The 13,554-nt window shown below is 44.3% G+C and carries 11 protein-coding genes; 5 read left to right on the top strand and 6 right to left on the bottom strand.

The features are described 5' to 3' along the window. Window positions 1–20: 20 nt before the first annotated feature. On the bottom strand, window positions 21–872 hold the full coding sequence (locus V9W66_RS04655) for a class II fructose-bisphosphate aldolase (RefSeq protein WP_144093174.1): 852 nt from the start codon (window positions 870–872) through the stop codon (window positions 21–23). A 342-nt stretch (window positions 873–1,214) separates the two neighbouring features. Here V9W66_RS04655 and V9W66_RS04660 point away from each other — a divergent pair, with 342 nt between their 5' ends. Next, window positions 1,215–1,661, top strand: a complete 447-nt coding sequence (locus tag V9W66_RS04660) for an RbsD/FucU family protein (RefSeq protein ID WP_118512862.1) — start codon at window positions 1,215–1,217, stop codon at window positions 1,659–1,661. 115 nt (window positions 1,662–1,776) lie between these two features. Here the strand turns inward: V9W66_RS04660 and V9W66_RS04665 are convergent, their stop codons facing one another. The 3 genes from V9W66_RS04665 to glf form a co-directional block, all read right to left on the bottom strand. Next, window positions 1,777–4,725 (bottom strand): C1 family peptidase, encoded by a 2,949-nt coding sequence (locus tag V9W66_RS04665; RefSeq protein WP_144093176.1) that lies wholly within the window; start codon window positions 4,723–4,725, stop codon window positions 1,777–1,779. A gap of 39 nt (window positions 4,726–4,764) precedes the next feature. Continuing rightward, complete coding sequence (locus tag V9W66_RS04670) at window positions 4,765–5,574, bottom strand: hypothetical protein (RefSeq protein ID WP_144093178.1); 810 nt, start codon at window positions 5,572–5,574, stop codon at window positions 4,765–4,767. Between the two features lie 122 nt (window positions 5,575–5,696). Further along, window positions 5,697–6,812 (bottom strand): UDP-galactopyranose mutase, encoded by a 1,116-nt coding sequence (gene glf / locus V9W66_RS04675; protein ID WP_144093180.1) that lies wholly within the window; start codon window positions 6,810–6,812, stop codon window positions 5,697–5,699. Window positions 6,813–7,052: 240 nt separating this feature from the next. Here glf and V9W66_RS04680 point away from each other — a divergent pair, with 240 nt between their 5' ends. From V9W66_RS04680 to tnpC, 4 genes are all read left to right on the top strand, one after another. Continuing rightward, window positions 7,053–8,027, top strand: a complete 975-nt coding sequence (locus tag V9W66_RS04680) for an Rpn family recombination-promoting nuclease/putative transposase (protein WP_144093182.1) — start codon at window positions 7,053–7,055, stop codon at window positions 8,025–8,027. A gap of 290 nt (window positions 8,028–8,317) precedes the next feature. Further along, complete coding sequence (gene tnpA / locus V9W66_RS04685) at window positions 8,318–8,713, top strand: IS66 family insertion sequence element accessory protein TnpA (RefSeq protein WP_118516239.1); 396 nt, start codon at window positions 8,318–8,320, stop codon at window positions 8,711–8,713. Then, the gene (tnpB, locus tag V9W66_RS04690; protein WP_439362837.1) at window positions 8,703–9,071 is read left to right on the top strand and encodes an IS66 family insertion sequence element accessory protein TnpB; all 369 of its coding nucleotides are present in this window, start codon (window positions 8,703–8,705) and stop codon (window positions 9,069–9,071) included. The genes tnpA and tnpB overlap by 11 nt, the downstream gene beginning before the upstream one ends. A gap of 279 nt (window positions 9,072–9,350) precedes the next feature. Continuing rightward, window positions 9,351–10,994, top strand: a complete 1,644-nt coding sequence (gene tnpC, locus V9W66_RS04695) for an IS66 family transposase (RefSeq protein ID WP_302233058.1) — start codon at window positions 9,351–9,353, stop codon at window positions 10,992–10,994. A 405-nt stretch (window positions 10,995–11,399) separates the two neighbouring features. Here the strand turns inward: tnpC and V9W66_RS04700 are convergent, their stop codons facing one another. Both V9W66_RS04700 and V9W66_RS04705 read right to left on the bottom strand, forming a co-directional pair. After that, window positions 11,400–12,842: a flippase gene (locus tag V9W66_RS04700; protein ID WP_144095467.1), complete on the bottom strand. Its 1,443-nt coding sequence runs from the start codon at window positions 12,840–12,842 to the stop codon at window positions 11,400–11,402. 387 nt (window positions 12,843–13,229) lie between these two features. Then, entirely contained in the window at window positions 13,230–13,526 is a 297-nt protein-coding gene (locus V9W66_RS04705) for an NADH-quinone oxidoreductase subunit I (RefSeq protein WP_144095469.1), read from the bottom strand. Window positions 13,527–13,554 lie beyond the last annotated feature (28 nt).

Here is a 13,554-nt window from a genome sequence, read left to right on the forward strand (position 1 = left end):
TTCTGTTTTTTTACAGAAGCTCATTCTGCCTTTCCATCACAGCCGCAAACCTTCATACGCGCCTCAACCAGCTCCTTCACTGCCTGGATCGCTTTCTTTCCGCAGGCCTTCGGATCGATGGTGTTCTCATTCTCTGCAAAGGTCTCCTTCACTGCCCTGGAATATGCAGCACGAAGCTCTGTTGCAAAGTTAACCTTGCAGATACCACGTTTTACACAGTCGCTGACATCCTTATCACTGAGTCCGGATGCCCCGTGAAGAACAAGGGGGATATCTACAACTTCACGGATCTCGCTTAAGCGTTCCTTGTCAAGAACCGGTGTTCCCACATAGAAACCATGTGCGGTTCCGATGGCAACTGCCAGGGAAGTAACACCTGTACGCTCCACGAATTCCTTCGCCTCCTGCGGGTCCGTGTTAGTGTCTGCCTCAGCCTCAAGATCATCCTCTTTACCACCAACCTTACCGAGCTCAGCCTCACATGGGATATCCAGGGCTGCTGCCACATCCGCAACTCTCCTGGTCTCTCTGATATTATCCTCAAAATCCAGCTTGGAACCATCGATCATCACAGAGGTATAGCCTGCATGCATTGCCTGCATCGCAAGCTCAAAGCTGCTGCCGTGGTCAAGATGAAGGCATACCGGAACGGAAGCCTTGGCTGCCTCTGCTGCTACGATCGCAGCGTAAGTCTCAACCGTACCATATTTAACAGTAGAAGGTGTTGTCTGGATCATAACCGGTGCTTTCAGCTCCTCAGCTGCCTGGATGATCGCCTTCACCATCTCCATATTCTCTGCGTTGAATGCTCCTACTGCATATCCGCCCTTCTGTGCCTTTAACAGCATTTCCTTCGATGTAACCAGTGGCATAATCTTCTCCTCCTTGGAATCATTGTGTTTGTTTTGTATTATTTTCTCATTTGGTTCAGAAACCGAAACGTTTCTGTTTGAGTTCATCATAGCGCTCCATACGTTTTCTGTCAACCATAAAATTTTCATCATTTACAGGAAAATATTCCCTTGAAAAGAATACCAACTACCGTTAGATTAATTAACAAGAGTTCTAAAGCCTGTGGCCGGGCAGGTCTGTCTGATACTACCGGCGTCATAACAGTTTCGGAAATCCATGTATCCTGTTCTGATCACCTGAACCTGATGCAGAAATTTCCGGAAATACTGTAAGTACACAATGATCTTAGGAGGATATGAACTATGTTAAAAGGAATTCCAGAAATCTTATCACCAGAATTACTGAAGGTTTTATGTGAGATGGGACACAGTGACCGTCTTGTTATCGCTGACGGAAACTTCCCTGTAGAATCCATGGGAAAAAATGCCATCACCATCCGTTGTGACGGACATGGCGTTCCGGAGATCCTGGATGCCATCCTGAAGCTCTTCCCGCTGGATACTTATGTAGAGCATCCGGTAAACCTGATGGAAGTAATGCCTGGCGATACTGTGGAGACACCGATCTGGGATACATATAAAGAAATCGTTTCCAAACATGACGAGCGTGGCGAAAAAGCCGTCGGAAACATTGAGCGTTTCGCATTCTATGACGAAGCAAAAACTGCATACTGCATCATCTCCACAAGTGAGAAAGCACTTTATGCCAACATCATGCTTCAGAAAGGCGTTGTGATCAACAACGACTGATTTTTTTTGAACTGCCTGATATAATCATATATAATACACATATTCAACCAAAACATAAAACGCCCGGATCTGGATTGAAACATTCCAGATCCGGGCATTTTATATTTTGACACGTTTATCTCTTTGCTGCTTTTGCGGCATATCCTCCGCAGAGTACTTTTCCACCGGAGGTTTTTATCCCTGCACGCACCGCATAGTAATACGTTGTTCCCTTTTTTGCGGTCTTATCCTCAAAGGAGGAGCTGCTGCCTCCGGAAACTGTACTGATCTTTTTCCATGAACCCTTTCCGGTCTTACGGTAAATCTGATAGCAATCTGCTTTCTTCTGCGCTTTCCAGCAGATCTTCAGCCCCCTGGAGGTCTTCCTGACACTGGATATCTTCTGAAGTTCCGGATAGGACAGGATATAGCTGCTTGCCTGATATCCTCCGAAAACTTTTTTTCCGTCTACATTCTTATAGGGCCTCACAGCATAAGCGTAGGAGGTGATTCCTTCAATCTCCGTGTCCTGCCAGGATAATACTTTGTTGTTCACGGTTCCGATCCGAACCCAGCTTTTCCCCTGGAGCTTCCGGCAGATATGATAGCCACTGGCTCCGGAAACCTTCTTCCAGGATACCCGGTTACATGGTCCGCTGACAGCTTCAGCCACTGCACGGGCCTTCCCCAGCTCCGCTTTTGCTGATAACGGCGAAGATGCGGCTCCATAAACAGTCTTCTTTCCGGAACGTACATAAGAAGCCCGGATTCGATACGTATAAGTGCTTCCTGTTTTCACTGCAGTATCCTGCCAGGTCACTACATCTGCTGTCACAGTTGCCATTTTTTTTGAATTTCCGCTTTCATCCCAGCGATAGATAGCATAACGATTGCAGCCGGGAACTGCTTTCCAGGAGATCCGTATCCTGTTAAATGCCTTGGAAACCAGTTTTACACCTGTTGTCTGACGAAGCTTCACCGTAACCTTACAGGCAGCCCGGATCCCCCTGGCATTTTTTCCGTAGCAGGTTATGGTTGCTGTTCCCGGATTTTTTGCAGTAACAACGCCGCTTCCATTTACAGCAGCCACACTGGTATCTGAGCTTTCCCAGACAATGCCGGAAGCATCCATCTCGGATCTGGTAGCCGAAGCATTCAGTGTTTTCTGATCTCCGGAATACAGACTTATCTCAGAGGAAGAAAGCTGCATCCTGGCCGCACTGCTCAGAGTCCTGGTATGCGCCTTGATCCTCGGCGTTACCGATGGATTAAATTCAACCGCATCCATCCAGGTATCCTCCGCGTTATATCGCAGAAAGCTCTGACCGGATACGATAGACGGAGAAAAGCTGCACCAGCCATAACTGACCTCTGCCTCCACACAGTATTTTATATATGTGCTTCCTGCATTTGTCACCACAATAGAATACAGACTGTTCTGGCTGAGCAGAACCTCCGGGATCTGAAAGGTCATAACCCCAGCCATCGGCTGACTGCAGGAAACCGGTGTGGAATATGCCGGTGTTCCACTGGTAGGGTCACTGGCATCCTTCAGATTTGTGTATACCTGCACAGTATAGGAATTATTGGCAGACATGGAGCTGAGAGTCACCTCGCCAAGCGATTCCGCTTTTCCGTTTCCTGCACTGGCACGAAAAACCGTAGACAGCTGTTCCCCTGCATACATGCGGATAGAACCAAGGCCCGACGTTCCGTCATAAAAATAATTGTTTCTATATTTCGGTGTATTGACAGCCGTAGCCGCAACCAGCTCACTGACAGACTTATCCTCATAGGACATATAAAAATATCCGGATTTTCCCCAGCCTGTACCCCAGCTGTTCTTGACGATCCAGGCTCCGTCTCCCTTTACCTTGGAAGATGCCCGGAAATTCTTTGCAGAATAATTGTCATCCCACCCCACCACTGTAACTACATGATTCACGTTCTTGGTGCTGGTAGGATAGGAATAGGCCGCTGTACTTGCATTGTAATAGGCATTCTGTGCATTATACATCACAGTAACTGAATTATTTGCAACCAGAAGCTTCTTCATGGCATTTACGGAATAATCGGAAAAATAGGCATTTTTCAGATAAGCAGCTGCATTGTACGCCTTGGATGCCGCCGGAGTCACACCGGTTTTCTGTGTATGCGTGGAATCTGTTGCCAGCGGCACATCCCCTTCTGTTGTCATTCCGGACCAGGTACTCAGAAACATGGAAGCCAGAAGATCATTTCCGCCCTCATGATAATCTGCGTTTCCTTTATCATCTGTTCCCATATGCTTATTGACATCCCCGTAGGTATTTCCAAGCGGGTCATTCTTTCTGTTTGCAAAAAAATACGCCAGATGCTCTTCCGACAGATCATAAGTTCCAAGGCCCTGGGTCAGAAACGAAGTTTCCAGAAGAGAGGCCATTCCAAATGCCCAGCACATACCGTAGGGCTCCTGATTCTTTACGGAACTGACATATCCCTGATCCGCTGCATTATAATAGGACGGATAGGCCGCAGCTCTTCCCATCGGTACCTCATCCACATCATTTCCGATCTCCACGGCGGTGGAATAAGAGGTCAGATTATCAAAGGGTGCCAGCTGTTCCTGCTCCTCTTCCTCCGTAAGCGGACGGCCCTTGATATATTCGATGCCGGACTCACCACTGTCTGAGGCATCCCCGAAGCTCTCCTCACCGTCACCAAAGGTATCCTCCTGGGAATTTGAAGACAATCCTTCTGATATTTCGGGAGTTTCTGTATCCTCCCTTGAACTCTGCAAGGCTATATCCTCGGAATCCCCGTCGGCTGCCTCTGCAATATCCTCTGTCTGTTCATCCGGGATACCGGTGTTCTCTGTGGTATTCCCTGTGGTGTTCTCTGTGGTATTCCCTTCTGCGGTCTCCGTCGTATCCTCTGCTTCCGCCGACTGCGTCTGTGTATCTTCTGACCATTCTTCATTGAAGCCTTCCGCAGAATCACTGTAGCCTCCCACGTCGGCTGCCATGACCGGAACCTGGCTGCCCGCAACTGCCACACACAGAAGAAGCGGCAGTAATTTCTTCCTGACAAGCTGTAATCTCTTCACAAAATTCTCCACTTTTCTTATATTGATCTGGTTTATCTGTTAACGTTTCTTCAAATGATAACCCAGAATTCCGATTACTGCAAGTGCTGTTGCGATCCCGATCCAGATAAACGGACTTTTATACCAGGAATTTTCTTCTTTAAAGGATGTCGCAGCTGTGCCATTGACCGGCTTGGTGACAGCTTCATCCGATTCCCCACCTTCTGTTGTTCCATCCGCTGCAGGCGGTCCCTGGACTTCGCCTCTCTGAGCCTGAGAACTCCCTGTGCTGGCCGTCCCTGCAGACGCTCCCTGTCCTTCGCCATTCTGAGCCTGAGAGCTGCCTGTATTGTCCGTCCCTGCAGACGTTCCCTGTCCTTCGCCATTCTGAACCTGAGAGCTGCCTGTATTGTCCGTCCCTGCTGCTTCCCCCTGAGTCTCGCCGGCTGCGGAATCCTGCGTATCGGATGCGTTTCCCTGATTCACTGCAGAAGTCTCTTTCTCCGTGCTCCCTGCGATTCCGGCCTTCGCCAGCTCCGCATCCTTTGAGGGCCGCAGCTCCTCCAGCGGCACATAACCGTATCTGCCATTATACTCTGTATATCCCCAGGTCTCACCATTCTTCTCTGTCTCCCCTTCGATATGCAGGACAGTACCATCCCTTACCGTCTTATCATTGAGCTTTTCACCTTTTCCGTCGGTGGACGGATAGATATCCACACCAACTCCACCGGAATCCACCGTCATATAATAATCTGTGGTATCTGCCGGAGCTTCCACCTTCACCACAACCGACTTGTCCGCATACACCGGAACACTCATACTCAGCACCAGCATTCCTGTCAGAAGCACACCTTTGCACCTTTTCATTGCTCTTTCCTCCCTCAAAAAATCTCACTGCCATTCTATGCATAAAATCCCCTTATATTTCTCTTTTGCCTTGGCTCCGAAATATAAGAGGATCTTATCATTAGTTATATCCAGTATCTTTTTTATGCAAGCTCCCGCTCACACATATCCAGCGCAGAAGCGATCACCGCATCCATGTCATAATATTTATATTCGCCAAGACGGCCGCCGAAGATCACCTTCGGTTCCTTCTCTGCAAGCTCCTTATACTGTCCGTAAAGCACTCCGTTCTTCTCATCATTGACCGGATAATACGGCTCATCTCCCGGCTTCCACTCAGAACTGTATTCCCGGCTGATCACCGTTATCGGAAGATCATTACCCTCCTCATCCTTTCCGAACTCAAACCATTTATGCTCGATGATACGGGTCCACGGAGTCTCCACATCCGTATAATTCACTGCTGCATTTCCCTGGAAATTAGGTTTATCCAGTGTCTCATTCTCAAAACGCACGGAACGATACTCCAGAGTACCCAGCTTATAGTCAAAATACGCGTCAATGGCACCTGTGTAGATCACTTTCTCCGCCATTGCATCGTACTGCTCTTTTTTCTCCAGATAATCCTCATTCAGCCGTACCTCGATACCGTCCAGCAGATTGGCAACCATCTTCGTATAACCACCCACCGGGATTCCCTGGTACAACGCATTGAAATAGTTATTGTCAAAGGTCAGACGCACCGGAAGCCTCTTGATGATAAAAGCAGGAAGCTCCGTACACGGACGTCCCCACTGCTTCTCCGTATAGCCCTTGATCAGCTTCTCATAAATATCCGTACCTACAAGGCTGATAGCCTGTTCCTCCAGATTCGAGGGTTCCGTGATCCCTGCAGCCTGCCGCTGCTCCTCGATCTTTGCCGCAGCCTCCTCCGGAGTCACCACGCCCCACATCCTGTTAAAGGTATACATATTAAACGGAAGACTGTACAGCTCCCCGTGATAATTGGCAACCGGACTGTTGGTAAAACGATTGAAGGTGGCAAACCGGGTGATATAATCCCAGACCTTCTTATTATTGGTATGGAAAATATGTGCACCGTATTTATGCACGTTGATTCCTTCCACCTTCTCTGTATATACATTTCCCGCAATATGCGGACGCTTGTCGATCACAAGCACTGACTTCCCGGCACGCTTCGCCTCCTGTGCAAAAACCGCACCGTAAAGACCGGCACCTACGATAAGATAATCGTACATTGATTTCATTCTCCCTGTTCTTTCATTGATACTGTTATTTTAACACCGGAAAAGGGCAGCTGGCAAGAAGCCACTGTAAAATCCCGGTAAATCTTATGTAAGAATGTTGTCTCCGCAAGCTACAAAAATGATAAAATATCAGATATCCGCTTCTCAAACACCCAAATGTATGATACCCTGTAACTGAATCAGATAATAAACTACTCTGATCACATAAACAGATCGAAGGTGGTGAAACCTATGGGTACAAAGGATACCATCACCAAAGATTACATGGCTGACAACCGCGTTTTTGCGGATGTGTTCAACCATATGCTGTACAAAGGAAAAAACGTCATAGACCCTGACACTCTTCATCCACTGGATACCACAGCTCTTGCTGTCCCCTACGGATCCGGCACTTCAGAAGTTCCTGTCCAGAAATTCCGGGACGAATTCAAATCTCTTAATGTTATGCATGATGATTCCAGGATCTACCTTCTCCTGGGGATTGAGAACCAGTCGGAAGCGCACTACGCAATGCCGGTCAAGAACATGGTCTATGATGCATTAGAATACGCAGGGCAGGTAGAAAATTCCGCCAGGTCCCACAGAGAAGCAAAGCAATGGCCTTCCACATCCGGAGAATATCTCACCGGTTTCTACAAGGATGACCAGCTCATCCCGGTCATAACCACGGTCGTGTACTTCGGTTCCGACACCTGGAACGCTCCCAGGAGCCTCCACGAAATGCTCTCTGTCCAGGACCCCGAAATTCTTTCCATGGTCCCGGATTACCGGATCAATCTCTTCTCACCTGCCGAGATAAAGGATGAAGAACTTGATAAACTCCAGAGTAATCTCAAAGAAGTCATGCTCTTCATCAAATATTCCAAAGATAAACGGAAGCTCCAGGAGCTTACCTCAAAGAGCCCCGGTTTCCGCTCACTCGAGCTCAAAGCAGCCCGGGTCATCGACTCCATAACCGGTATCAACTTACGTTTCACAGAAACAGAAGGGAGTGTTAATATGTGTCAGGCTGTTCAGGAAATGTGCGATGATGCACGTGCCGAAGGCCGTACTGCCGGACTTGCGGAAGGCCGCACAGAAGGCCTTCAGGAACAAGCTATGCTGACAGCACAGCGTATGCTTCAGGATCCAAGATTTTCCCCTGAAGACATCTCCAGATTTTCAGGCCTTTCTCTTGAGGACGTGCTGAAATTACAGAAGAAATAGTTCGTATTGAAAATGTTGAAAATGCTCAGATCCTTTGTGGGGGATCTGAGCATTTTGCTATTTTACAATACCAATATTACTTTATATCACAGAACTCTTAACTTCCTGTAAAATTAACTCTCGTCAGACGCAAACAGCACATTATGCGTAAGCGCCTCAAAAGTAAACGGTAGAACCTAAGTACCTTTTCATACCTGTAAACTCGTGCCATAATTATATTCAACAAAATCAAATAGTCAAAAAAGTTTAGTACTCAACTTTTTTAACTTGCTATGATCAGGAGGAATGTTATGGCTATACAAACCAGCCTTGTGGCTCAGCAGGTCAGACTCCAACAGTGGGCAGAGCAGATCCGCAACTGCCAAAGTCGACCGAAGGGAATGGATGTTGAAACCTGGTGTGCCCAGAATAATCTTACAAAAGCAAACTATTACTACCGTCTTCGTCGTGTCCGTGAAGTATGTCTGGAGCAGGTACAGGGGACGGCTGCTACTGCTTTTGTAGAATTACCAGTTCCAACGACTGCTTCAACCGAACTTCCCAAAATTCCGCAAACCGTTACTTCCGATGATACAGCTCCTTTAATACGAATTAAAAATACTAAGGGACTTTCAGCAGAAATATTTTCTGGTGTGTCACCGGAAATGCTGCGTCATCTTATAGGGGCATTCAGCCATGTTGAATGATGCGGATGCTTCCGGTTTCAAAAAAGTATATCTTGCCATGGGATTCACAGATCTCAGGCGCGGGATTGATGGCCTGGCAACAATCGTGCGTTTTCAGTTCAAACGTGATCCATATGATAAAAATACATTATTTTTGTTTTGTGGAAGAAGATCTGACCGTATCAAAGCTTTACTATGGGAAGGAGATGGATTCCTTCTTATGTACAAAAGGCTTGATAATGGTGCGTTCCGATGGCCGCGCTCTGCAGATGAAGCAATGTCTATCACTAAAGACCAGTATCGTATGTTGATGCAGGGACTTGAGATTGTTGCCCGGTATCCAATTGAAGAGTTAAAAGAAACGCCAAGTATCATATAGTTTGTGCAGAATGCTGAAAATAAAAAAGTCAAAAAGACATCTGAACAGAGGCTGTCCACTCAAACCTAAAGGTTGTCCACAAACAGGCAGACCAGGCAGGATGCATCAGCAAAGAGCTGGTTTGTCTGTTGTGGATAATACATCTGAAATGCTGTAAAACAACAGCTTTTCAGATGTATTATCCACCGTCATTATGCTGAAGAAGCTAATGACCGGAATTGGCGGTAATACAAAAAATCTGTTATAATCAGAACCAGTATAAAGACAGGAGTTCCGGTTATGGCATTTAAGTACACAGAAGAACAACTGAATAAACTTGACAAAGAATTGTTGATCCATCTATTCCTGGGAATGCAGGAACAGATGGAAGAACTGACAGGACAGACACAGTCATTAAATGATAAGATGCAGCTGATGATGGAACAACTGATCCTCTCCAAAAAGAACCGTTTCGGAAGATCCAGTGAAAAGATGTCCGATCCAGAACAGATTTGTTTTATGGAGGTTGATGGAACGATTGTGTTCTTTAATGAGGCAGAAGCTGTCTGTGACCTGGATGCACCAGAACCAGATGATCTGGAAGTGAAAATGCCAAAGAAGAAAAAACAGCCTGGAAAAAAAGCTGCCGACATAGCATCCCTTCCTGTCAACCGTATCGATCATTACATGAGCAAAGAGGAACTGACTGCTGAATTCGGTGAGAATGGATGGAAACAGCTTCCAGATGCAGTCTCAAGGTGCTATAAATTTGTTCCGGCCCGCGTCGAAATAGAAGAACATCATATCGGTGTGTATTCAAGCAAGCTTGATGAACATATGGTAAAGGCTCCTCATCCTCGGAATCTGCTTCGTGGAAGTCTTGTTTCACCGTCCCTCGCAGCAGCAATCATAAACGGTAAATATGTAAATGCGGTGCCGTTGTATCGTCTTGAAAAGGAATTCGAGCGGTATGGTCTTGCCATAACCAGACAGAACATGGCAAACTGGATGATCCGGCTGGGGGAAGAATATCTGGGAGTTTTGTATGACCATCTACATAAGCTTTTGTATGATTGTCACGTAATACAGGCCGATGAAACTCCGGTCCTCGTCAATAAAGACGGACGTTCTGCCGGAAGCAAGAGTTATATGTGGGTCTACCGGTCAGGGTTTATGTATCCGGAGCGTCAGATCGTCCTCTATGAATACCAGAAGACGCGTAATGCATCACATCCCAGAAATTTTTTAAAGGATTACACTGGGATCTGTGTTACGGATGGATACCAGGTATATCATACGCTTGAAAAAGAGCGTGAAGATCTGAGGATTGCCGGCTGCTGGGTTCACTGCAGACGTCGCTTCTATGACGCGTTAGAAGTCATCCCGAAAGCGCATCAGAAAGAATCTATCCTGCATCTGTTTATAAAACAGATACAAGCCATTTACCGGGAAGAAGGAAAACTAGCAGGTCTTTCATCAGAAGAAAGGCTTGCCCAGCGTCAGCTGGTGGTGAAACCACTAGTGGATGCTTTCTTTGCGTACCTAAAACAAAATGAGACTAAAGTTCCAAAAAGCGGAAAAACAAAGGAAGCTTTTACCTACGCTTTAAATCAGGAACGGTATCTTAGAGTGTTTCTGGACGATGGTGATGTTCCGATCGATAATAACGCCAGTGAACGTGCAATCCGAGGTTTCTGTATTGGAAAGAAGAACTGGGAGATGATTGATACGATCAACGGAGCAACAAGTTCAGCAATCATCTACAGTATCGCAGAAACAGCAAAAGCGAATGATCTGAAGCCTTATGCTTATTTTGAATATCTGCTGACAGAGATCCCAAAGCATGCAGAGGATAAAAGCACTGACTTTCTAACGGAACTTCTGCCATGGTCTGCGTCTTTGCCTGAACATATCCGGAAGCCTAAGAAAGCAGTTGAAAAATAATATGGCCGCTAAAAGCGGCCTGATATTTGTCAAGGTACTCAGGTTCTATCGTTTACCTCCAATTGATATATATATCCCTGTATAACATGAATAGTTTTAACCAACGCCGCAGATGTGTGTAAAATCTCACCATAACGATAAATACATATGTTGTCTTCCATCCAAACCACGATGTCGACCCTCTGGTGACTTTGGGATTTCGGTGCTCAATAGCTATCCCTGTTATCTTGCTGTCTACGCTTAGCCTGCAACGTTACCGCAACAGACTCAAGACTCGCTTCAAATGCTGTGGTTAGCAGCTTATTTGGTGTGGATTCCACCCACCGGACTATATACCCTTAGCTGGACGCACGGTCTGACCCCAAAATGTGGTCCCAATGAATGCGTGTAATCAAAAAAACAAAATCATTTTTTGACATGAAGTATCTCTAAAACCAATTTTACCGCTTGATTCTTCATTATTAAAAGTACAAGCATATAGGCAACAACAGAGGCAATTACTGAAAAAAATGTAGAAATTAATACTGAACTAATATATTTCTCTGTCATAGAACATATAATCCATATTGCCATGCAACCTATAGCAACGGAACCAATGTCCTTTTTAAGAAAACTAACCTTAAAATACTTTCTTCCATACCACCATGTTATAACCATTGACAATAACTCTGCAATAACCGTAGTAAATGCTGCAGCATTCTGATGGAATGTTGGAATAAGAATAAAATTCAATCCAATATTAACAAGTGCTGCAACGATCGTTGCCATCAAAACCTTATTTTCACTTCTATACGGTATTAAAATGCACGATGTATAAAACCAGCTAAAAATGCTAAAAAACAATGCAACGGAAAGAATCTTGAGCGAGATGTTTGCATCAACATATTCTTGTCCTGCGATAATAAAAACTATGTTTCTACTTAATGCGACCATTCCAACCATTGCTGGAACAACAATAACAACAAGTGCATTTAAAATTTGGTTTGCAGTTTTATTAAAATCGTCTATTTTTTTTTCTCCCAGATAAGCAGATAATCTCGGAATTGAAACAATAATAATTGCAGCCAACATTTGTTTTACAATAGTATAGATTTTGGTGGAAACAGAATACAATCCAACAGATTTATTTCCTGAAAGAAATCCAAGCATTGTAGTATCTGCATTCGTATATATTGTTGTTGCCACTGTTGTTGCAAACAAAACTAGTATTGGAGACAAATGCGTTAGAACTTTTGCATTAATAACAAGTCTTATCTTGCAATATTTTCTTCTCGAAATAGCATTGAGTATATTAGCACCACTGATTGATATAATTGTAATCCATACATAAGCAAACAAATCGCTACTATTCTTAACGAATGCAAACATAAGTATTAACGAAATACATTGAAACAGGATACCTCGAATTGTGATATATTTATAATCCTCATAAATTTGAAATATCCATTCACTTCCAACCAGTGTAAATATTATACTTATACTTAGTGCTGCCATTATTTTACTGTATTGACCAAATCTTGGAATCAATAAGATGCAGGCTCCTAAAATTAGATATGAAAGAACTGTCGAAATGAAATTAATTGAAAAAACTTCGGAAGCAAATAATGACATCTTTTCTTCATCGTCTCGATATCTTGCTCCCTCCCGGATAGCGTAAGTGCTAATTCCTAAACCTGCCAGCAATGAAAAGTAAGAAATAACAGATTGGCAGAAATTGTAAATTCCTATATTTTCAACATGAAGAACTCGCGATACATACGGAAATGTAATCAATGGAAAAATTACCTGACATGCTGTTCTAATCATGTTAAGTCCCGCATTGACACCAATAGATCTTTGGTTTTTCATTCTTTCTCAACTCCTTCCGTAATTTTTGCATAAATCGTCATTAATACACTACGTTATGTAATTGTCCTTTTAAACAGCTATCCAGTATATTTTACATATCATCCTTTTTATAAGCTGCTTTATCGACGAAAAAGAACGATATTGATTCATCAGCTTTATAAAATCCTTTTTATATTTTCTTTGTTCTTCTCTATTCAAACTTTTCCATGCCATCCGTGAGTACATCGTCACTAATGAACTCATGCTTTTATTTAATAGTTCTCGATCAACATAGTCTTATAAATGCCTATCGGATTACTTTTAATATATTTTGACCCCGCAAAACAATTCAATCTGTTCACATCTTCTACTATATCAAAAACAAAGTCTCCCTTTTGGAAAAGGCAGTTACAAACTTTTCCACCTCTTTCTATAAATGTTCTTGCCAATTCCACCAGATGCAGACTTCATTCGAGTTTTAGCGTCATATGCCCAACCTTGTTTCCAAATAATCGGTGAACGTAATTGCGGTAAGTTCTTTTGTTGACATACTTTCTCACACATACCGCAATTAATACATGTATCCTCATCAATCACTGCATTAAAAGCATCAATAGCATCAACAATGTGTATGGCTTTCTTCGCACATATATCTATGCAAGCCATACAGCCTGTGCATTGATTTTCATTACAAACTGTTTTCATATTATTTCCTATCTACTCATTGTATTTT

The sequence above is a fragment of the Blautia massiliensis (ex Durand et al. 2017) genome (assembly GCF_051861785.1).
Lineage (GTDB): Bacteria > Bacillota > Clostridia > Lachnospirales > Lachnospiraceae > Blautia_A > Blautia_A luti_A.

Excerpts from the sequence above, each read along its gene's own strand:
- V9W66_RS04705 (WP_144095469.1), bottom strand. The coding sequence starts at position 13,526 with ATGAAAACAGTTTGTAATGAAAATCAATGCACAGGCTGTATGGCTTGC.
- tnpC (WP_302233058.1), top strand. The coding sequence starts at position 9,351 with ATGGCATTTAAGTACACAGAAGAACAACTGAATAAACTTGACAAAGAA.
- V9W66_RS04700 (WP_144095467.1), bottom strand. The coding sequence starts at position 12,842 with ATGAAAAACCAAAGATCTATTGGTGTCAATGCGGGACTTAACATGATT.
- V9W66_RS04670 (WP_144093178.1), bottom strand. The coding sequence starts at position 5,574 with ATGAAAAGGTGCAAAGGTGTGCTTCTGACAGGAATGCTGGTGCTGAGT.
- V9W66_RS04655 (WP_144093174.1), bottom strand. The coding sequence starts at position 872 with ATGCCACTGGTTACATCGAAGGAAATGCTGTTAAAGGCACAGAAGGGC.
- V9W66_RS04660 (WP_118512862.1), top strand. The coding sequence starts at position 1,215 with ATGTTAAAAGGAATTCCAGAAATCTTATCACCAGAATTACTGAAGGTT.
- glf (WP_144093180.1), bottom strand. The coding sequence starts at position 6,812 with ATGTACGATTATCTTATCGTAGGTGCCGGTCTTTACGGTGCGGTTTTT.
- V9W66_RS04680 (WP_144093182.1), top strand. The coding sequence starts at position 7,053 with ATGGGTACAAAGGATACCATCACCAAAGATTACATGGCTGACAACCGC.
- tnpA (WP_118516239.1), top strand. The coding sequence starts at position 8,318 with ATGGCTATACAAACCAGCCTTGTGGCTCAGCAGGTCAGACTCCAACAG.
- tnpB (WP_439362837.1), top strand. The coding sequence starts at position 8,703 with ATGTTGAATGATGCGGATGCTTCCGGTTTCAAAAAAGTATATCTTGCC.